The sequence below is a fragment of the Rubricella aquisinus genome (assembly GCF_014199445.1).
Taxonomy (GTDB): Bacteria; Pseudomonadota; Alphaproteobacteria; order Rhodobacterales; family Rhodobacteraceae; genus Rubricella; species Rubricella aquisinus.
In genome coordinates, this window is record NZ_JACIJS010000007.1 from 58,139 (window position 1) to 77,391 (window position 19,253).

Annotated in this window: 16 protein-coding genes; 5 read left to right on the forward strand and 11 right to left on the reverse strand. The window is 62.6% G+C overall.

What is annotated here, in order from left to right:
- Nucleotides 1-131: 131 nt before the first annotated feature.
- The 3 genes from FHS89_RS12010 to FHS89_RS12020 all read right to left on the reverse strand — a co-directional run bounded on the left by FHS89_RS12010 (nucleotide 132) and on the right by FHS89_RS12020 (nucleotide 2,299).
- Nucleotides 132-836 carry a molecular chaperone DjiA gene (locus tag FHS89_RS12010; RefSeq protein ID WP_184011964.1) on the reverse strand — a complete coding sequence of 235 codons (705 nt, stop codon included), beginning with the start codon at nucleotides 834-836 and terminating at the stop codon, nucleotides 132-134.
- 49 nt (nucleotides 837-885) lie between these two features.
- The gene (locus FHS89_RS12015; protein WP_184011966.1) at nucleotides 886-1,710 is read right to left on the reverse strand and encodes a PhzF family phenazine biosynthesis protein; all 825 of its coding nucleotides are present in this window, start codon (nucleotides 1,708-1,710) and stop codon (nucleotides 886-888) included.
- Between the two features lie 91 nt (nucleotides 1,711-1,801).
- Nucleotides 1,802-2,299 (reverse strand): GNAT family N-acetyltransferase, encoded by a 498-nt coding sequence (locus FHS89_RS12020; protein WP_184011968.1) that lies wholly within the window; start codon nucleotides 2,297-2,299, stop codon nucleotides 1,802-1,804.
- A gap of 70 nt (nucleotides 2,300-2,369) precedes the next feature.
- Between FHS89_RS12020 and FHS89_RS12025 the strand changes: the two genes are divergently transcribed.
- The 5 genes from FHS89_RS12025 to FHS89_RS12045 all read left to right on the forward strand — a co-directional run bounded on the left by FHS89_RS12025 (nucleotide 2,370) and on the right by FHS89_RS12045 (nucleotide 12,012).
- Nucleotides 2,370-5,984 carry a hydantoinase B/oxoprolinase family protein gene (locus tag FHS89_RS12025; protein WP_221229425.1) on the forward strand — a complete coding sequence of 1,205 codons (3,615 nt, stop codon included), beginning with the start codon at nucleotides 2,370-2,372 and terminating at the stop codon, nucleotides 5,982-5,984.
- Between the two features lie 456 nt (nucleotides 5,985-6,440).
- A complete protein-coding gene (locus FHS89_RS12030; protein WP_246413861.1) occupies nucleotides 6,441-8,270 on the forward strand; it encodes an extracellular solute-binding protein in 1,830 nt (609 codons plus the stop codon).
- A gap of 3 nt (nucleotides 8,271-8,273) precedes the next feature.
- Nucleotides 8,274-9,350, forward strand: a complete 1,077-nt coding sequence (locus tag FHS89_RS12035; RefSeq protein WP_184011974.1) for a microcin C ABC transporter permease YejB — start codon at nucleotides 8,274-8,276, stop codon at nucleotides 9,348-9,350.
- Nucleotides 9,347-10,453: an ABC transporter permease gene (locus tag FHS89_RS12040; RefSeq protein ID WP_184011976.1), complete on the forward strand. Its 1,107-nt coding sequence runs from the start codon at nucleotides 9,347-9,349 to the stop codon at nucleotides 10,451-10,453. The genes FHS89_RS12035 and FHS89_RS12040 overlap by 4 nt, the downstream gene beginning before the upstream one ends.
- Complete coding sequence (locus FHS89_RS12045; RefSeq protein WP_184011978.1) at nucleotides 10,450-12,012, forward strand: ABC transporter ATP-binding protein; 1,563 nt, start codon at nucleotides 10,450-10,452, stop codon at nucleotides 12,010-12,012. Before FHS89_RS12040 ends, FHS89_RS12045 begins: the two co-directional genes overlap by 4 nt.
- Here the strand turns inward: FHS89_RS12045 and FHS89_RS12050 are convergent.
- The 8 genes from FHS89_RS12050 to serS all read right to left on the reverse strand — a co-directional run bounded on the left by FHS89_RS12050 (nucleotide 12,009) and on the right by serS (nucleotide 19,245).
- Nucleotides 12,009-12,917, reverse strand: a complete 909-nt coding sequence (locus tag FHS89_RS12050; RefSeq protein WP_184011980.1) for a pirin family protein — start codon at nucleotides 12,915-12,917, stop codon at nucleotides 12,009-12,011. The genes FHS89_RS12045 and FHS89_RS12050 overlap by 4 nt on opposite strands.
- Nucleotides 12,918-13,009: 92 nt before the next feature.
- A complete protein-coding gene (locus tag FHS89_RS12055) occupies nucleotides 13,010-14,248 on the reverse strand; it encodes a LysM peptidoglycan-binding domain-containing M23 family metallopeptidase (RefSeq protein ID WP_184011982.1) in 1,239 nt (412 codons plus the stop codon).
- A gap of 46 nt (nucleotides 14,249-14,294) precedes the next feature.
- Nucleotides 14,295-14,954 carry a protein-L-isoaspartate(D-aspartate) O-methyltransferase gene (locus FHS89_RS12060; protein ID WP_184011984.1) on the reverse strand — a complete coding sequence of 220 codons (660 nt, stop codon included), beginning with the start codon at nucleotides 14,952-14,954 and terminating at the stop codon, nucleotides 14,295-14,297.
- Between the two features lie 3 nt (nucleotides 14,955-14,957).
- Complete coding sequence (gene surE, locus FHS89_RS12065; protein WP_184011986.1) at nucleotides 14,958-15,755, reverse strand: 5'/3'-nucleotidase SurE; 798 nt, start codon at nucleotides 15,753-15,755, stop codon at nucleotides 14,958-14,960.
- A gap of 74 nt (nucleotides 15,756-15,829) precedes the next feature.
- Nucleotides 15,830-16,543 (reverse strand): hypothetical protein, encoded by a 714-nt coding sequence (locus FHS89_RS12070; protein ID WP_184011988.1) that lies wholly within the window; start codon nucleotides 16,541-16,543, stop codon nucleotides 15,830-15,832.
- Between the two features lie 38 nt (nucleotides 16,544-16,581).
- Nucleotides 16,582-17,052: a DUF1203 domain-containing protein gene (locus FHS89_RS12075; protein WP_184011990.1), complete on the reverse strand. Its 471-nt coding sequence runs from the start codon at nucleotides 17,050-17,052 to the stop codon at nucleotides 16,582-16,584.
- A 129-nt stretch (nucleotides 17,053-17,181) separates the two neighbouring features.
- Complete coding sequence (locus FHS89_RS12080; RefSeq protein WP_184011992.1) at nucleotides 17,182-17,952, reverse strand: alpha/beta hydrolase; 771 nt, start codon at nucleotides 17,950-17,952, stop codon at nucleotides 17,182-17,184.
- A 3-nt stretch (nucleotides 17,953-17,955) separates the two neighbouring features.
- A complete protein-coding gene (serS, locus tag FHS89_RS12085) occupies nucleotides 17,956-19,245 on the reverse strand; it encodes a serine--tRNA ligase (protein ID WP_184011994.1) in 1,290 nt (429 codons plus the stop codon).
- Nucleotides 19,246-19,253 lie beyond the last annotated feature (8 nt).

Below are 19,253 nucleotides of genomic sequence, written 5' to 3' on the forward strand. Positions count from 1 at the left end.
TCCATACGCGAAAATTCGCGATACGCACACATGTGGACAAAGTGTTTCCGTTTACAACAAACTTCACACGTCACCGCACATATCCAGCAAAATTATAGCCAGATGGTACACATTAACAACAGTGTATCCCGTCAGACAGTTCCACTGGAAACAGAAGAATTTTCAGTGTCTTGGATTTTCTCCCATGCCGCGTTGATGGCGCTCAGCCGGGCCTGCGCAAGCTTCACCGCCTCCTCCGGGACGCCGCGAGCCATCATCCGGTCGGGGTGGGCCTCTTTGACCAATTCCCGCCAACGTGCTCTTTTCTCAGCATAATTCATGTCCGGCTCGATCCCCAGAACGTCATGCGGATCGCGTTCAGCGTCGGGCACATGGCGCGCGCGCAGGGTCAGAAAGCTGCGCTCATCAATGCCAAACGCCTCTGCCACGTTGCGCAAAAAGTCGTTTTCCTTGGGATGATAGACCCCATCGGCGACCGCGATATGCATCAAACCTTCGAGCAAATCTTCCAAAACGGGCCGGTCATCGGCAAACATTCGCCCGATTTGGCGCGCATATTGGCGATATCCGGCGACATCCTGCCGCGCGAGGTTGAAGACCTGCGCCGCTTTTGGCAGGTCTTCGGGCGGGATGTGGAACACTTCGCGAAACGCAGACACCTCCGCACGCGACACATGGCCATCCGCCTTGGCCATCTTGGCGCCAAGCGCGATCACGCCAATAGTGAACGCAACGGAGCGTTCGGGCGGGGTGCGCAGGCGCTCAAACACCTTTGAGAGACCCTCGCCCGAGGCGAGGGCCGAAATCGCGTCAGCAATGCGGGACCAAATCGACATGGGGCTGACTATATCACGTCCCGCGCCCGCCGCCATGGCAAGCTCCGCGTTAAATGGACCGCGCAAGGCCACGCACCCGCACGCCCGCACCCTTCGCGGGCAAGGGCGATGTGGTCAGGCGGGATGGCACGCCCATGTCGTCGCCCTGATGAATGCTCAAGGGTGCTGTCCAGCGCCCTGTGTCGCGCAGCCATCCGGCAAGGGCCGCCGCCGCCGCACCGGTGGCTGCATCCTCATACACCCCACCCGCCGCAAAGGCATTGCGCGAATGGATCGTGCCCTCCGCATCGCGGTGGATGAGGTTGATCGTCACCAGTCCAGCCGCACGCATGATCGCAGCCCCGGTGGGCTGGTCATAGGCAATCTCGGACAGGCGCGCGCGACTGGCCAAAGGCACCACCAGATGTGGTGCCCCACCATGCACGAGCATCGGCGGGAGGCTCTGATCCAGATCGCTTGCTGTGAGCGCAAACAGGTCCAGAACGTCCCGCAGCACATCCCGCCCCGGTGCCGCATGGGAGGTCGGGGGGGACGTCAGCTCTGCCCCCCATTGCTCCCCCTCACGGTAGGCGCGCACGGTGATTTCCGCCTCATTCAGGATCAGCGGATAGGATTTCGCGCCATAGGCCGCACCGAGAGCCGCGCCAAGGGCAATCGTGGCGTGACCACAGAACGGCACTTCCATGTCGGGCGCGAAATAACGCACGCGAAAGCCGTCTCCCTGCGGTGTGGCGAATGCGGTCTCCGAATAGCCGACTTCGGCCGCGATCCGCTGCATATCCGCCGCCTCTGGCAGCGTGTCCGCGATCACGACGCCCGCGGGATTGCCGCCCTCTGTTCCATGCGAAAAAGCGGCGATGCGTTGAATGTTCATGATGGTCTCCTTCGTTTGGTCCGCAGCCTCACCGACCCGGCGGCGGATCACAAACGACGATTGCAGATGTGTAGCATTCCAAATCGTGACGTCAGGCGAGGATTTTCTGCACCAGAACCAGATCGAACCAGCGCCCATATTTGCGACCCACTTGGGGCAGTGTCGCCACGCGGGTGAAGCCGCAGCGTTCGTGAAACGCTACAGCCCCCGGATTCTCCCCCGAACATCCGCCCCATAGGGAATGCACACCTCGTGCGCGGGCCACCTCCTCAAGTGCGGCCATGAGCGCGCGCCCGGTTCCCTGCCCACGGGCGCGCTTGGCCAGATGGATGGTCAATTCCATGGTATGGGCATAACCCGGCCCGCCGCGAAACTGGAAATAGACGGCAAAGCCCGTGATCCCCTCCGCGTCGCGCGCGACAAGAATGGGATGATCATTGGCCAGCCGTTCCGCCCGCCATGCGCGCAGATCGTCAATGCTTTTCTCAGCAGTGGTGAATGTGGCCACGCTGTCGCGGATGATCGGGTTCCAGATGGCGGCAATTCCGGGCAGGTCGGCATCGGTCGCTTCGCGTATTTCCACAACCATGGCTTGCCCTCCTTGCCTGAACCCGCCAAAACCTAGGCCAAGTTACTGGCCTGCGTCGAGGGAGCACATGATGACCGCTTGGGATTTCTGGATCGACCGTGGGGGCACGTTCACCGATATCGTCGCGCGCGATCCCGAGGGGCACTTGCATACGGCCAAACACCTGAGCGAAAACCCCGAAGTCTATGCCGATGCGGCGCTGCATGGCATCCGGCGCTTTCTGGGGTTGGGGGCGGACGAGCAAATCCCGCTGTCGCGCGTCGCCTCGGTCAAGATGGGCACGACCGTCGCCACCAATGCCCTGTTGGAGCGGAAAGGGGAGCCGACGGCGCTGGTGATCACGCGCGGGCTCGCGGATCAATTGCGCTTGGCCTATCAGCACCGCCCGCGCCTTTTTGATCGGCAGATTATCCTGCCTGAAATGCTCTATTCCCATGTGATCGAAGCGCAGGAGCGTGTCCGCGCCGATGGGCATGTGGAACACCCGCTCGATGAGGCCGCCCTCCGCTCCGATCTGGAGGCCGTGCGGGCAAAGGGCATCGACGCGCTCGCCATCGTGTTCGTTCACGGGTACCGCCACCACGCCCATGAGGCCGCAGCCGCGGGCATCGCGCGGGAGATGGACTTCACGCAAGTCAGCGTGTCCCATGAAGTCTCCCCCCTGATGAAGATGGTCAGCCGCGGTGATACCACCGTGGTCGATGCCTATCTCTCCCCCATCTTGCGGCGCTATGTGGACCGTGTGGCGGCGGCCTTTGACGGGGATCCGGCGGGGCGACTGATGTTCATGCAATCTTCCGGAGGGTTGACCGACGCGCGGCTGTTTCAGGGCAAGGACGCGATCCTGTCTGGCCCGGCGGGTGGTGTGGTCGGGGCTGTGCGCACGTCCCAGATCGCGGAGGAGCCGAATATCATCGGTTTTGACATGGGCGGCACCTCCACCGATGTGTGCCATTTCGCGGGTGACTATGAGCGGGTGCTGAACACAGAAGTCGCAGGCGTGCGGATCACAGCGCCGATGATGAATATTCACACGGTCGCGGCGGGGGGTGGTTCGATCCTCACCTTTGATGGGCAGCGGATGCGCGTCGGCCCTGAAAGCGCAGGTGCCGATCCCGGCCCTGCCTGCTACGGGCGTGGCGGGCCATTGGCCGTGACGGACGCCAATGTGATGACGGGCAAATTGCGGCCAGAGTTCTTCCCGGCGATTTTCGGTCCCGATGCCGACCGCCCGCTGGATGTGGCGGCAACCCGCGCGCGGTTTGAGGACATGGCCGCTGAGGTTGGCAAAAGCCCAGAGGAGCTGGCCGACGGCTTCCTGCGCATCGCGGTTGAGAACATGGCCAACGCGGTCAAGAAAATCTCCGTCCAGCGTGGCTATGACGTGTCGCGCTACTGTCTGACGGTGTTTGGCGGGGCGGGGGCGCAACATGCCTGCGCGATTGCCGACACTTTGGGGATGGAGACGTGCCTGATCCATCCTTTTGCCTCGCTTCTGTCTGCCTATGGCATGGGCCTTGCCGATATTCGCGCAAGCCGCCAGCAGGCACTGGAAAAACCGCTCGACCCGACCACGCGGCTTGAGGCGGCAAGCCTGATCGAAGGGTTGTCCGTCTCCGCACTCGGGGAGGTTGAGGGGCAGGGCGTGGCAGAGGCGCGCATCGGCATCACCCCGATGCTGCACCTGAAAGTGCAGGGGACAGATACCGCGCTTCCGATCCCGTTCGGCGATCTCGATGATCTGACCGCACGTTTTGCCGTGGAGCATCGCCAGCGCTTTGGCTTTGATCCGGGCGAGGCGACCTTGGTCATCGAAAGCGTCTCGGTGGAGGCGGTGGGTCAGGCCGCCGACCTTTCGGAGACGGCAACAGACACTGCGGTGCGGGACGAGGCGGCCTACCCCACCGCGCTCACAGCACCTGTCTATGTCGGGGGCTGGCACGAGGCCCGCTTTGTCCGTCGCGGCGATATGCGCCCCGGCGATACGCTCACTGGTCCGGCCGTGCTGGTCGAGGAACACACCTCCATCATGATCGAGCCGGGCTGGCAGGCGCGCATCACCGCCCATGACCATGTCAAACTCCACCGGATCGAGGCCCGCGCCGATCAGCACGCCATCGGGACAGAGGCCGATCCGGTGATGCTCGAAGTGTTCAACAACCTTTATATGTCCATCGCGGAGCAGATGGGCGCGGTGCTGGAAAACACCGCCGTTTCGGTCACGATCAAGGAGCGGTTGGATTTCTCCTGCGCGGTGTTTGATGCATCCGGCGATCTGATTGCGAACGCGCCGCATATGCCGGTGCATCTTGGCTCCATGGGCGCGTCGGTGAAAACGGTGATCCGTGAGAACCCCGGCATGGGGCAGGGCGATGTGTTCTGCCTCAACGCGCCCTATAATGGCGGCACGCATCTTCCCGATATCACGGTGGTGATGCCGGTTTGGGATGATGCGGGGGAAGAGGTGTTGTTCTTTACTGCCGCGCGTGGCCATCACACCGATGTGGGCGGCCTCACCCCCGGCTCCATGCCGCCTGACAGCCGCCGGGTGGAGGAAGAAGGCGCCTATATCGACAATTGGACACTGGTGGAGAAGGGCCGCTTCCGGGAGGAGGAGACCCGCGCGCTGCTGACCGGTGCGGCCTACCCGGTGCGCGCCGTCGATATCAACATCGCGGATCTCAAGGCGCAGGTCGCGTCCTGCGAAAAGGGTGCGCGCGAATTGCGCCGGATGGTCGATCTGTTCAGCCTGCCCGTGGTGCGCGCCTATATGGATCATGTGCAGGACAACGCCGAAGAATGCGTCCGCCGCGCGATCGAGACGTTGCGGGACGCGGAATATGTCTACCCGATGGACTCCGATTTTGACGGCAATCCGCGCGAAATCCGCGTGAAGGTGACGGTGGACCGGGCCGCGCGCGAGGCCACGATCGACTTTACTGGTACGACGGGTCAACTTGCGACGAATTACAACGCGCCCGAGCCGGTGACGAAAGCGGCGGTACTTTATGTGTTCCGCTGTCTGGTGGATGATGACATCCCAATGAACGAAGGGGTGATGAAACCGCTGAATGTGGTGCTGCCCAAAGGCACGATGCTTAGCCCCGAATATCCGGCGGCGGTGATCGCGGGCAATGTGGAGACATCGCAAGCCGTGACATCGGCGCTGTTCCTCGCCCTCGGCGTACAGGCAGCGGCGCAATCGACGATGAACAACACCACTTGGGGCAACGCGACCTATCAGTACTATGAGACGATCTGCGGCGGGTCCGGGGCTGGGGTGCTGAATGATGGCACCGGCCACGCGGGCACGGGCGGGGTGCATACCCATATGACCAATTCGCGCCTGACTGATCCGGAAGTGCTGGAATGGCGCTTCCCGGTGGTGTTGGAGGAGTTCAGCCTGCGGCGCGGCTCCGGTGGGGAGGGCGCCTTCCGGGGCGGGGATGGCACCCGCCGCCGCATCCGGTTCCTTGAGGGGATGACGCTTGCCGTGTTGACGGGCCACCGGGTGGTGCCGCCTCCGGGGCTTGATGGCGGCGGGCCGGGCGCGCTGGGCGTGAGCCGCGTGGTGCGGGCGGATGGCGCTGTCGAAACCCTCCGTTCCGCCGATCAGACAGAGATGCATCCGGGTGACACCTATTGGCTCGATACCCCCTCGGGCGGCGGATATGGCCGCGCCTAGGTGTTCAGCGGCGAGCGGGCCCTCCCGCCCGTCGTTCAGTCGCTGACGCTCCCTCCTCCCGTTTGGCCCGGCAGCGCCTTCGGCGCTGGGGCTTCGCCTGTCATGAGGTGTTTGAGGAACAGGTCTGTTCCTCAAATCACCCGTTCAATTGTGCGGCTACGATTCGCCCGCGCGTCAAGGCCGCTCGTTCCTCGGACCTTGACCCACGGCCGAATCGCGGGGGCTGCTCTTGCTCCACCCAGTCCAATTCACTTTCTTCAAATATACCCCGCCGGAGGCACCCGCCCGCGCCAGCGGGCGGCCCGGCCAAACGGGAGGACGGAGCGTCAGCGACGGAACGACGGGCGGGAGGGCCCCCACCTCACGGCCCGCTCACAGGATCGCGCCTTGAAACATCTCGGATCGCCCCATAACCATTACAATATGGGAATTCACCAAAAGGAGACTGCCTTGCGTATGTTCACTCTGCGATTGCCCGCCCTTTGTGTCACCCTCGCGCTGCCCGCTGCCGTCTGGGCGCAGGAGGACGTGATTATTGCCCATGGCATCTCCACCTTTGGCGAGTTGAAATATGACGCGGATTTCGAGCTTCTCGACTATGTGAACCCTGACGCGCCCAAAGGGGGGGAGTTTTCGACCTGGGCGATTGGCAGTTTTGATACGCTCCATCTCTACACCACCGCTGGAACGGGTGCGGCGAGTGCTGCGATCCTTTTTGAGCCGTTGATGGTCGCCACGGCGGATGAGCCGGACGCGCTTTACGGTCTGATCGCTGAGACCATCGAATACCCCGCGGACCGCTCTTGGGCCGTTTTCAACATGCGGCCCGAGGCGACCTTTTCGGACGGCACACCCATCACCGCTGATGATGTGGTCTTTACCTTCAACATTCTGAGCGAAAAGGGCATTCCCGCGCTGCGCAGCGTGTTTGCCGATTTCGAGACGGTGGAGGCAATAGGCACCCACCGCGTGCGCTTTGATTTCCGCGATGGGGCCAATACCCGCGAATTGCCGATGACCGCCGCAGGTCTGCCGGTGTTTTCGGAAGACTGGTGGGCGGATAAGGATTTTTCCCGCTCCACGCTTGAGCCTGGACCAGGCAGCGCGCCTTATATCTTGGAAAGTGTCGATCCGGGGCGGCAGATCATCTACACGCGCAATCCCGATTATTGGGGCTGGCATCTGCCGATCAATCGCGGACGGCACAATTTCGACACGCTCCGCTTTGAGCATTATGCCGATGGCACCGCCGCGTTTGAGGGGTTCAAGGCGGGGGCGTATGATTTCCGGGTGGAGAACACCTCCGCGATTTGGGCGCTCGAATATGATTTCCCGGCTGTGCAAGAGGGCCGGATCGTCAAGCGCGACTACCCCGATGGCAACGTGTCGAACGCGCAGAATTTCCTCTTTAACCTACGAGAAGAGAAATTTGCCGATCCGCGCGTGCGCGAGGCGATCAGCATGATGTTCAATTTCGAATGGACCAATCGCACGCAGTTCTATGGCCTTTATGAGCGGTCCAAGAGTTTCTGGCCCGGCTCCCCGTTGGAGGCCGTTGGCCCACCGAGTGACGCTGAATTGGCGCTTTTGGAACCACTTGCCGATCTCTTGCCTGAGGGTGTGCTGACCGATCCGGCGCTGGAGCCAATCGTCAATTCCCCGGATCGCATTTCGCGCAGTGTGTTTCGGGAGGCCGGACGCCTGCTTGATGAAGCGGGCTGGACGGTGCAGGACGGGCTGCGCCGCAATGCGGACGGGGAAACGCTGGATGTGTCGTTCCTGTTGTTTTCCACCGCGTTTGAGCGGATTTCGAACCCGATTGTCGAAAACCTCAAGACATTGGGCGTGAACGCGCAATTGGAGCGGGTCGAGGTCAGCCAATTCGTTGAACGCCGCCGGAGCTTTGACTTCGATATGCTCACCTCCAGCTTTGTGAATGATCTGTCGCCGGGTCTGTCGCTGCGCCAATGGTTCGGCTCTGAAAATGCGATGGTGCCGTCGCGCAACCTTGCCGGATTGCAAAGCGAGGCGGTTGATGCGCTGATCGAGGAGGTCATCAACGCCGCCACCCGCGAGGAGATGCAGGTCGCTGCCCGCGCGCTGGATCGCGTGTTGCGAGCAGAGCGGATCGGCATCCCGCAATGGTACAAAAACTCCAACTGGGTCGCTTATGTCGATGTGTTTGACCACCCTGATCCCTTGCCGCCCTACCTGCTCGGGGAGACGGATTTCTGGTGGTATTCGGAGGAAAAGGAACAGGCGCTGCGCGACCGGGGCGTCTATTAATCCATGGGTGCGTATATCCTGCGGCGATTGCTGCTGATCATTCCCACGCTGTTCGGCATCCTGCTGATCAATTTCACGCTGGTGCAATTCGTGCCCGGCGGCCCGATTGAACAGATCATCGCGGATCTGGAAGGGGCGGGAAGTGCGACCGAACGGTTCACCGGCGGCACGGTCGATGCGGGTGCTGGTGAAGAGTCGGGCTATCGCGGCGCGCGCGGGCTGCCGCCCGAATTCATCGCAGAGCTTGAGGCACAGTTCGGGCTGGATAAGCCGCCGCTTGAGCGGTTCTTCCTTATGATTGGCGATTACCTTGTCTTTGATTTGGGGGAAAGTTACCGCCGCTCTATCTCCGTCGTTGATCTGGTACTCGAAAAGATGCCCGTGTCGATCACGCTGGGGCTGTGGTCCACGCTGATCGCCTATTTGATCTCAATCCCGCTGGGCATTCGCAAGGCGGTGAATGACGGCACGAAATTCGACACCGTGACATCCGCCATCATCGTGGTGGCCTATGCGATCCCCGGATTTCTGTTCGCCATCATGCTGCTTGTCCTGTTCGCGGGGGGCAGTTTTTTCCAATGGTTCCCGTCGCGCGGGCTGGTCAGCAATGATTGGGAGGAGTTGAGCGCGATTGGCAAGGTGCTCGATTACTTCCACCATATCGCGCTGCCCGTGACGGCCTCCACCATCGCGGCCTTCGCCACGTTGACGCTGCTGACGAAAAACTCGTTCCTTGACGAGATCCGCAAGCAATATGTGATGACCGCGCGGGCCAAGGGGCTGAGCGAGGGCAGGGTGCTCTACGGTCACATCTTCCGCAACGCGATGCTCATCGTGATCGCGGGCTTTCCGGGGCTGTTTGTCAGCGTGTTCTTTGGCGGCTCCCTGATTATCGAGACAATCTTCAGCCTTGATGGGCTTGGCCGCCTTGCGTTTGAGAGCGCGGTGCAGCGGGATTATCCGGTGGTGTTCGGCACGCTCTATGTGTTCGGCCTGATCGGCCTGATTGTCGGGCTGTTGAGTGATCTGACCTATGTGCTGGTCGATCCGCGCATTGATTTCGAGAGCCGCGAGACATGAAACTGTCCCCCCTTGCCCGCCGCCGGATCACGACCTTTCGTGCCAATCGCCGCGCGCTGTGGTCATTGCGCATCTTTGGCGTGTTGTTCCTGATCACGCTGTTTGCGGAATTCGTGGCGAATGATAAGCCGCTGCTGGTGCGCTATGACGGTGAATATTTCATGCCCGTTTTTGCCGCCTATCCCGAAACCACCTTCGGTGGGGAGTTCGAGACGGAGGCGGAATATCCCGCGCCCGAGGTGCAATGCCTCATCATCGCGCAAGGGCTCGACGCCTGTTTCGATGATCCCGAGGGCGTGATCGAAGATGCCGCCGATGGCGTCGTGGACGGGCAAGAGGTCAACACGGGCATGATCCTTTGGCCGCCGATCCGTTATTCCTACAACACGATCAATTACGAAGTGCTGCGCGCGCCCTCGGCACCCGATGCGAACCATTGGCTTGGCACTGACAACCAGTCGCGAGACGTGCTGGCGCGGGTGATCTATGGGTTTCGTATTTCGGTGCTGTTCGCGATTGCGGTGACGCTCATTTCTTCCGTGATCGGGATCGCGGCAGGGGCGGTGCAGGGATATTTCGGGGGGCTGACCGATCTGATTTTCCAGCGGGTGGTGGAGATTTGGACATCCACGCCGACCCTCTACATCCTCATCATCGTGTCGGCCTTTTTCACCATGAGTTTCTGGTCGCTGACATTATTGATCGCGCTGTTTGGGTGGACCGCGCTGGTGGGCGTGGTCCGCGCAGAATTCCTGCGTGCGCGGAATTTCGAATATGTGCGCGCCGCCCGCGCGCTGGGCCTGTCGGATGGTAAGATCATGTTCCGCCATGTGCTGCCTAACGCGATGGTCGCGACCGTGACCCTGATGCCGTTTCTGGTGACAGGCGCAATCGGAGGGCTTGCGACGCTCGATTACCTCGGCTTTGGCTTGCCCGCCTCTTACCCGTCCTTGGGCGAATTGACCCTTCAGGCCAAAAATGCGCTCAGCGCGTGGTGGCTCGGGTTTACCGCGTTTTTCACCTTCGCGATCATGCTGTCCTTGCTGGTGTTCATCTTTGAGGGCATCCGTGACGCGTTCGACCCCAGAAAGACGTTCCAATGAGCCTTTTATCGGTCGAAAACCTCACGATCTCTTTCGGGGCGGCCCAAGCGGTGCGCGGCGTGTCCTTCACTCTGGAAAAGGGGGAGACGGTGGCGATTGTGGGCGAAAGCGGCTCCGGCAAATCGCTCACGGCCCTCTCTACGGTCAACCTGCTGCCCGACACGGCGACCATCGGCGGCTCTGTCAAATACGCGGGAGAAGAGATGATCGGCGCGCCGGAACGGACCCTGCGCCGGGTCCGGGGCAATGACATCAGCTTCATCTTTCAGGAGCCGATGACATCGCTCAACCCGCTCCACACCATCGAAAAACAGTTGGGCGAAAGCCTTGCGCTGCATCAGGGGTTGGATGCGCAGGCTGCACGGCCCCGTATCCTTGATCTGCTCACCAAGGTGGGCATCCGCGACCCGGAAAGCCGCCTCACCGCCTATCCTCATGAATTGTCGGGTGGGCAAAGGCAGCGGGTGATGATCGCCATGGCGCTTGCCAACGGCCCGGACCTGCTGATCGCGGATGAACCGACCACCGCGCTTGACGTGACCATTCAGGCGCAGATTCTGGACCTGTTGAAAGACATCCAGCGCGATGTCGGCATGGCGATGCTGTTCATCACCCATGACCTTGGCATTGTGCGGCGCATCGCGGATCGGGTCTGCGTCATGAAAGACGGGGAGATCGTGGAGACGGGCCGCACGGCCGATGTGTTCGATGCGCCCCAGCATCCCTATACCCAGATGCTGCTCGCGGCAGAGCCAAAGGGCACGCCGGAGCCTGCCGCGCCCGGCCCCGAAATCCTCAGCACCGACGATCTGCGCATCTGGTTCCCGATCAAGACAGGGTTTTTGCGCCGGGTTACGGGCCATGTGAAGGCGGTGAATGCCGCAACGCTCGACGTGCGCGCGGGGGAGACGCTGGGCATTGTCGGCGAAAGCGGCTCGGGCAAAACGACGCTGGCGCTTGCTATGCTGCGGCTCATCTCATCGGACGGGCCGATTGTGTTTCAGGGGCGCGACATTCAGGGGCTGAAGTCAAAAGACATGCGCCCCTTGCGCCGGGACATGCAGGTCGTGTTTCAGGATCCCTACGGCAGCTTGTCGCCGCGCCTGAGCGTGGTCGAAATCATCGCCGAAGGGCTGGCCATCCACTTCCCCGATGAGCCGGACCCCCGCGCGCGGGTGGCGGAGATCATGTCCGAGGTTGGCCTCGATCCCGCAACCATGGACCGCTACCCGCATGAGTTTTCCGGCGGGCAACGGCAGCGCATCGCGATTGCGCGCGCCATGATCCTGCGCCCGAAACTGGTGATCCTTGATGAACCGACCAGCGCGCTGGATATGACCGTGCAAGTGCAAATCGTTGATTTGTTGCGGGATTTGCAGCGGCGGCATGGGCTGGCTTATGTGTTCATCAGCCACGATCTGCGGGTCGTGCGCGCGCTGTCCCATAAGGTGATGGTGATGAAACAGGGCGATGTCGTGGAGGCCGGTGCGGCGGAGGATGTGTTCACCACCCCCCGCGACCCCTATACCCGCGCGCTGTTTGACGCGGCCTTTGTTTAATGCGCGCGGATGAAATTCCCGGTGCGCAGATCGCGCATCGCCTGTTCCAGTTCGGCGCGGGTGTTCATCACGATGGGCCCATGCCAGGCAACCGGCTCATTGATCGGCGCGCCTGACACCAGAAGGAAACGGATGCCTTTCTCTCCCGCCGTCACCTGCACCTCGTCGCCTGCGCCAAGCCGGATGAGGGTGCGGTCGCCGGAATTGTCGCGCATGAGGATTTCTTCGCCCATCAATTCCTTTTCCACCAGCACGCCCGTGGGGGCGGCCGCATCCGTAAACCGCCCCTCACCGCCAAACACATAGGCGAAGGCCCGGCGGCGGGTATCGACCTTGAACCGCTTGGTTTTCAGGGGCGGGACCGTGATATCGAGGTATTGCGGATCGGTCGCAATCCCATCGACCGGCCCTTTCGCACCCCAAAACGCGCCCGTGATCACGCGCACTTTGGTGCCGTCATCATCTATAACCTCGGGAATATCGCTGGCCTGAATGTCCTGATAGCGGGGGGCGGTCATTTTCTGATCGCGGGGCAGGTTGGCCCAAAGTTGGAAGCCATGCATCCGGCCCGCGAAATCGCCCGCAGGCATTTCCTGATGCAGGATGCCGGAGCCAGCGGTCATCCATTGCACAGTGCCCGCCCCGAGCGTGCCCGCGTTGCCAAGGCTGTCGGCATGGGCCACCTCGCCTGCCAGCACATAGGTGATCGTCTCGATCCCCCGATGCGGATGCCACGGAAAACCGCGCTCGTAATGCTCTGGCACGTCATTGCGGAAATCGTCGAACAGCAGGAAAGGATCGCTCAATTCCGGCTCGCCAAAGCCGAAGGCGCGGTGCAAATGCACGCCCGCGCCCTCCATCGTGGGTTGGGCGTGGGATTGGTGGGTGACGGGGCGCAGGGACATGGTGGTTCTCCTCAATGGTGTGAGAAGAGGTAGCGCATCCTCAGGCGGGAACAAATCCCGCCTGAACCCACAAACTGTTTCCGATATCGCGCTTAAAGGAACGGTGCCGGATCGACCGGGGCCATGTTGCGCATCACCTGAAACTGCATGCTGGGGGAAGCATTCGCGGCCACTTCACCGAGTGTTGCGCCGCGCGAGATCATGTCGCCCTTGGCCACGGTCACCGCGCCAAGCCGGGCATAGGCGGTGACGATCTCATTGGGGTGACGGATCATCACGATATTGCCGAAATCCCCGACGGAGCGGGCGACATAGATCACCTCCCCATCATCGGCGGCGCGCACCGGCGTGCCTGCGGTCGCGGCAAAGTCGATCCCGTCATTGCGGCTTGCACCCGGCGCGGCGGAGAAGGGGCGCAAAATCTCCCCATCCACCGGCCGCATGAAGATCGCGTCAGACGCGCCAGTCGCAGCGGCCGCCGACATATTCGGGCTGAGCGGTGGCACGGTTGCCGTCACGGGCTGAGGCAGGGCATTGGTCGCACTTGGCGGTGGGGGCGGCGCGCTGTTGGCACTTGGCGTCACGGCCACCGGCTGCACTGCCGGGGCGGGTGTTGCGGCGGCCAGCGCGGCCTCTGCGGTGGGGTCTTCGGGCAGGGGGACATAGATCACATCGCCCGGTGCCACGACCAGATTGGTGCTCATTCCGTTCCATGTGGTGATCGAGGTCACGCTCACATCATAAAGCCGCGCGATGGAGAACAGCGTCTCTGCCGGGCCGACAAGGTGGCGCACCGGCTGGATACCGTTGCGCGGGACGGAGGGATCGTTGGAACTGACCCGCGCGGCCTCAACCGCGGGTTCATTCGGGAAGGCGACGGGCGTCGGCCCGCTTGTGCTGTCGCCCGCTCGCGCGATGGCCGCAGCGGCAAGGCCGATATTCCAGCCGCCCGTGTCGCTCGTATTTCCGGCAAGGTTCACGCCATAGCGGTCGTCTCGCGGGGGCAAAACGATCAGATCGCCCGCGCGCGGCGTATAATCCGGCACCAACCCATTATAGGAGGCCACGGTCGCCGCATCCGCGCCAACCCGCGCGGAGATAGAGGCCACGGTGTCGCCTTCGCGCGCCCGGATCACCTGATAGCCGGGATAGGAGATCACACCGCGCGCATCCGGCTCACCCGGCTGCAAGGGCCGCTCGACCGGGATTTGCGACACGGAAGGGTTCGTTCCCTCAAACTGGATCGGCGCTGGCGTGGCGGTTTCCTCCACCGCGCAGGCGGCAAGGAAAGCCAATGATGTCAGCGGGATAAGGAGATTTGCGCGGGTCATGGTTCTGCTCATTACTCATATGCCGCCTTTGGCAGCTTTGTTTGCCTCAGTCGATGACATCCTCGGCCACGCCTTCCAGCAGGGGCACGAAACGCACATCGCCAAGCTCAGTATAGTCCAAACCGGCCGGTGTTTTAATGACTTTAATGAGATGTTGGACCGTATCGCTTTGCCCAACGGGCAGGATCATGATCCCGCCGGGCTTGAGCTGTTCCAACAGCACTGCGGGCGGGTCTTCTGCCGCTGCGGTGACGATGATGCGGTCAAAGGGGGCCTGCTCGGGCAATCCGCTGGTGCCGTCGCCCGTGAGGATGGTGACATTGTGCCGGTCAAGCGCCTCCATCACGCGGCGGGCCTGCCGGGCAAGCGGGCGGTGCCGCTCCACGGAATAGACCCGACGCGCCAGCAATGACAGCACCGCCGCTTGATAGCCGGAGCCGGTGCCGACCTCCAGCACCTTGCAGCGCGGCGTGACCTCCAGCGCGAGTGTCATGTGCCCCACAACAGAGGGCTGGCTGATCGTCTGCCCGCAGGAGATCGGCAATGGGATATCCTCCCATGCGCGGGCACGGAAAATGCCATCCAGAAACAGATCGCGCGGTGTGGCTTCGAGCGCGTCAAGGATCGTCTTGTCCCGCAATCCGCCCTGCCGCAGGGCAAAGATGAACTGCATCTTCTTCTCGCGCAGATCGGGATCAACGGGCATGGCTCAGGCGTCCTTGTTCAAGAGGATATCTAGGTCGGATATCATATCGCGCGCGGTCAGATCGGCGCGCAAGGGCGTCACGGTGATGTTGCCTTCGGACGCTTCGCGCGCATCGGTGCCCGGCGCGCAAGTGTGGTTGCCCATGCCATGGGTGATCCACATATAGCGGCGGCCATTGGGGGCGACTTGCACCTTCCCGCCAAAGGGTGATCCGCCGCGCTCCCCCTGCGCGGTGGCTTTCACGGCCTTCACGTCATCGGCGGCACAAAACGGGAAATTCACGTTGTAGAACACGCCATAGCGCCCGTCCTGTTCCCATTTCGCGTGGTCCCAGAGGCGCTGCGCAATGCCGGGGCCATGCACGCGCGCAGCCTCGAACGGATCGGCGGGGCCCTGATCGGGCGGGCCGTAATATTGCGACATCGCGATGGTGCGGGTCTTGTGCAGTGCGGCTTCCATCGCGGCCCCGATTGTGCCGGAATAAAGCGTGTCCTCGGCCACGTTATGCCCCCGGTTGACGCCGGACAGCACCAGATCGGGGGCTGCGTCCTTCATGATGTCGAACAGGCCCGCCATCACGCAATCGGCAGGGGAGCCTTCAACGGCAAAGCGGCGCTCCGCCATCTGCTCAATCCGCATCGGGCGCACATAGCTGATGCAATGGCCCACGCCCGACTGCTCAAAAGCGGGCGCGATGGTCCACACTTCGCCCTCCGGCCCGGCCAGATGGGCTGCAATCGCTTCGGCCACCACAAGCCCGGGCGCGGTGATCCCGTCATCATTCGTGACCAAAATGCGCATTGCTTACCCCGTTTGCCGCAATTTCTGTTGCGCTTTGGTGTAAGGGGATGCGCCGGGCGCGTCCAGTGCGCGAATTACCCGCGCTGATGCCGGACGCTTGATAGAATGGCGGCGACGATGACGATCCCGATGGCTGCGACCATGGCGATGGTCCAATTCGATCCAAGATTGGCAATGATCACCGCGATGAGCGCCCAGATCAGGGCAGCGACATAAAACGGCACCCAGCCTGTGCGCCCGATAAAGGCGCTTGCCACAATCACAGTCAGACTGAGGGAGACGACGGCCCAGCCGGTCTCTCCCCAAATCACGCCATAGCCTGCCCCCAGAAGCGCGACAGAGACGAAACTCGCCGCTGTCAGCCAGCCAGCATAAAGCCCGAGGGGCAGGTTCATCATCCAGAAATCCGGCGCAGGGACGCTGCGCGACAGGGCAACCAGCGCGCCCGCGAGCATGACGAAAATCATGATGGTGGCCGCAACCGGGCTGACCTGAGCGACGGGCAGCCAGATTGCACCCACGCCAAGGCTCACGATCAGGGGCAAGCGGCCCTCATCCCATGTCGGATCATCGCGCCGCTTCCACAGGCCCCAGACCGCATGGGCAATCAGCGCGAGATAAATCAGCCCCCAGATGGCAAAGGCATAGCCCGCAGGCTGGGCCGCCGGATCAATCTGGGGCACCGGATACCGATCCGGGTCAAACCCGTTAAAGCCGGGAGACAGGATCGGGCTGACGGCAAAGGCAATCGTGAACAACAGCACGGATAAGGCACGCAGGGTGGGCATGAAAGGTCTCCTTTCCCGACCCAACGCGCGGGAGGGCCTTATGGTTCGGGCGCGTCGCGGTCAATCCGGCACAGATAGCAATTGTTTCGTGCGGATCGCACATGGATATAGGCGATGTCGGGATTGGTGAACAGCCGTGTCGCATAGTCCGCGATCTCATGGGCAGGCACGATCCCGCCCGAGCCATAGAGGATGCGATCCGCCGACGTATAACCCTTCACCAGATAATCGGGCGATGTCGTCAGGACAGGCGGAACGCGCCGGGGATCATGCGCAGCACAGTCCGCAGCACAGAGAAAGATCGGCCCCTGTTCGGCATAGGGGTGAAGGTCCGGGAAAGGGCGGAGGGACAAGATCAACATCTCCTCCCCCTCGGGCACGTCACACAAGCAATGACGGCAGGGCGTTCCCGTGCCGCCCGATAGGGCGCGTTCAGGCGTGTTGCCATGATCGTCAACACGTTTCAGGCGGGCGACATGATCGCCATCAAGAGGGGTGTAGGTCAGCATTTTGTCCTCCGGTTTGCTCAAACCGGTGTGGCGGACGGGGTGCGTTGACGCCACCCGGATCCTGCGCTGCCTCTGTCGGAGCCTCCGGCGGGAGGTATTTAGGGAAAAAAGAAACACCGGGGTGGTGCGTTAGCCTGCATGTGTCCGCAAGAAGGCGATGCAATGCGAAAGGGCGTTCACGCCATTGGGGAGCGTGGCCTCCGCCAGGTTGATCTTGTTGTGGCGCGCATCGGGCAGCATGTGCCGCTCAACCGGGGCTGCATTGCGCGCGGCCCAGCGCCCGGCGATGGGCAGGGATTTGGCGGGGATCACCCGGTCCCGCCCCGCCCCGATCATCAGGGCAGGCGCGCCAGCCGCGCTGAGGTTCCACGGAAACGGGACAAGTCCAACGATGGAGATTACCGCTGCCGGTTGGTGCAGGTCCATCCCCGCAGGTGGATGGGCAAGGGTCATGCCCGCAATCGCCCCGGCGCTCACGCCAAGGATCATCGGCGGGCCGGAAATCTGCGGTTGTGTGGAGAAAAAGCCAACGGCCTCCGACAGGTCCAGCACCGCGCCCATCATCCGCGTGCTCATCAGATTGTCCGGCACCGGCAGGCCGCGCTTTTTCACGCGGCGGATGTTTTGGGTCAGGATGGGGTGCACCTGCTCGGGCAGTTCGTCCATGCTCGTGTTAAGACGGTAATCGACAGTCGCGGTCGCAAAGCCCGCCTCATTGAGCGCCATCCCTATTCGGGCAAGGCCGGGATTGTGCCGCGATCCTTTCCGAAACCCGCCACCATGGGCGAGCAGGACCAGCGGCGCGTCAGCCCCTGGATGGGTCAGTTCCGCGCGCAGCACCTCCTCCCGCCCATCGGCGCGCAGCCGTGTGGCAAAGGGGATGTCGCGCGTGACCTCCATCCGTCAGGACAGCGTGCCGTCCGCCTCGATCCGGGTTTTGCCGCGCATATAGGGCACCAGCACCTCGGGGATCGTGACCGCGCCGTCAGGCTCCTGATAATTCTCCAGCACCGCGATCAGCGCGCGCCCCACGGCAAGGCCAGAGCCATTCAGCGTGTGCACAAACTCAGGCTTACCCTCTGCCGGGCGGAAGCGCGCATTCATCCGGCGCGCCTGAAAATCCCCGCAGGTCGAGCAGCTCGAAATCTCCCGATAGGTGTTCTGCCCCGGTAGCCAAACCTCGATGTCATGGGTGCGCTGGGCGCCAAAGCCCATATCGCCCGTGCACAGCACAACCGTGCGGTAGGGCAGGCCGAGTTTCTCAAGGATCGCCTGCGCGCATTCCGTCATCCGGTCGAGTTCCGCGCGGCTTTCCTCAGGATGCACGACCGACACCATTTCGACCTTCTCAAACTGGTGCTGGCGCAGCATCCCGGCGGTGTCCCGGCCCGCGCTGCCCGCCTCCGAGCGGAAGCAGTTGGTATGCGCGGTATAGCGGCGCGGCAGGTAGCTCTCATCCATGATCTCCCCAGCCGGGATCGAGGTCAGCGTCACCTCCGCCGTGGGGATCAGCCACCAGCCATTCGTGGTCTGATAGCTGTCCTCGGCGAATTTCGGCAATTGCCCGGTGCCAAGCATCGTTTCCGATTTCACCAGAACGGGCGTGATAACCTCGGTCAGGCCATGCTCCTCCACATGGGTATCGAGCATGAATTGCGCGAGCGCACGGTGCAGGCGGGCGGTGGCCGCCGACAGGATCACAAAGCGGCTGCCCGACAGTTTCGCCGCCGTCTCGAAATCCATCGCACCTTGCACGGCGGGAAGCTCGTAATGCTCCTTCGGGGCGAAATCGAGCGTGCGCGGCGTGCCCCAACGGTGAATTTCCACGTTATCCGCCTCATCCGCGCCGTCGGGCACGTCATCATGGGGCAGGTTGGGGAGGGTTAGGAGGATTTCGGTCAGCTTCTCATCCGCCGCCTTTGCCTCTGCCTCCAAAGCGGCGATTTCGTCCTTTTTGGCGGCGACGAGGGCGCGCAGGCGTTCAAATTCCGCGTCATCACCCTTTGCCTTGGCCGCACCCACCTGTTTCGAGGCGGCGTTGCGCTCGGCCAAGGCGGCCTCAGCCGCCTGAATGGCCGCCCGGCGCGCGGTGTCGATGGCCAGAATGTCAGAGGACACACCCGACAGCCCCCGCCGCGCGAGGGTCGCGTCAAACGCCTCAGGGTTGTCACGGATCATGCGAATGTCATGCATGGGGGTGC

Coding starts and splice junctions, on each gene's coding strand:
- FHS89_RS12025 (WP_221229425.1), top strand. CDS start 2,370: ATGACCGCTTGGGATTTCTGGATCGACCGTGGGGGCACGTTCACCGAT.
- serS (WP_184011994.1), bottom strand. CDS start 19,245: ATGCATGACATTCGCATGATCCGTGACAACCCTGAGGCGTTTGACGCG.
- FHS89_RS12035 (WP_184011974.1), top strand. CDS start 8,274: ATGGGTGCGTATATCCTGCGGCGATTGCTGCTGATCATTCCCACGCTG.
- FHS89_RS12010 (WP_184011964.1), bottom strand. CDS start 836: ATGTCGATTTGGTCCCGCATTGCTGACGCGATTTCGGCCCTCGCCTCG.
- FHS89_RS12055 (WP_184011982.1), bottom strand. CDS start 14,248: ATGACCCGCGCAAATCTCCTTATCCCGCTGACATCATTGGCTTTCCTT.
- FHS89_RS12080 (WP_184011992.1), bottom strand. CDS start 17,952: ATGGAGGTCACGCGCGACATCCCCTTTGCCACACGGCTGCGCGCCGAT.
- FHS89_RS12075 (WP_184011990.1), bottom strand. CDS start 17,052: ATGCTGACCTACACCCCTCTTGATGGCGATCATGTCGCCCGCCTGAAA.
- FHS89_RS12070 (WP_184011988.1), bottom strand. CDS start 16,543: ATGCCCACCCTGCGTGCCTTATCCGTGCTGTTGTTCACGATTGCCTTT.
- FHS89_RS12020 (WP_184011968.1), bottom strand. CDS start 2,299: ATGGTTGTGGAAATACGCGAAGCGACCGATGCCGACCTGCCCGGAATT.
- FHS89_RS12030 (WP_246413861.1), top strand. CDS start 6,441: ATGTTCACTCTGCGATTGCCCGCCCTTTGTGTCACCCTCGCGCTGCCC.
- FHS89_RS12045 (WP_184011978.1), top strand. CDS start 10,450: ATGAGCCTTTTATCGGTCGAAAACCTCACGATCTCTTTCGGGGCGGCC.
- FHS89_RS12040 (WP_184011976.1), top strand. CDS start 9,347: ATGAAACTGTCCCCCCTTGCCCGCCGCCGGATCACGACCTTTCGTGCC.
- FHS89_RS12060 (WP_184011984.1), bottom strand. CDS start 14,954: ATGCCCGTTGATCCCGATCTGCGCGAGAAGAAGATGCAGTTCATCTTT.
- FHS89_RS12050 (WP_184011980.1), bottom strand. CDS start 12,917: ATGTCCCTGCGCCCCGTCACCCACCAATCCCACGCCCAACCCACGATG.
- surE (WP_184011986.1), bottom strand. CDS start 15,755: ATGCGCATTTTGGTCACGAATGATGACGGGATCACCGCGCCCGGGCTT.
- FHS89_RS12015 (WP_184011966.1), bottom strand. CDS start 1,710: ATGAACATTCAACGCATCGCCGCTTTTTCGCATGGAACAGAGGGCGGC.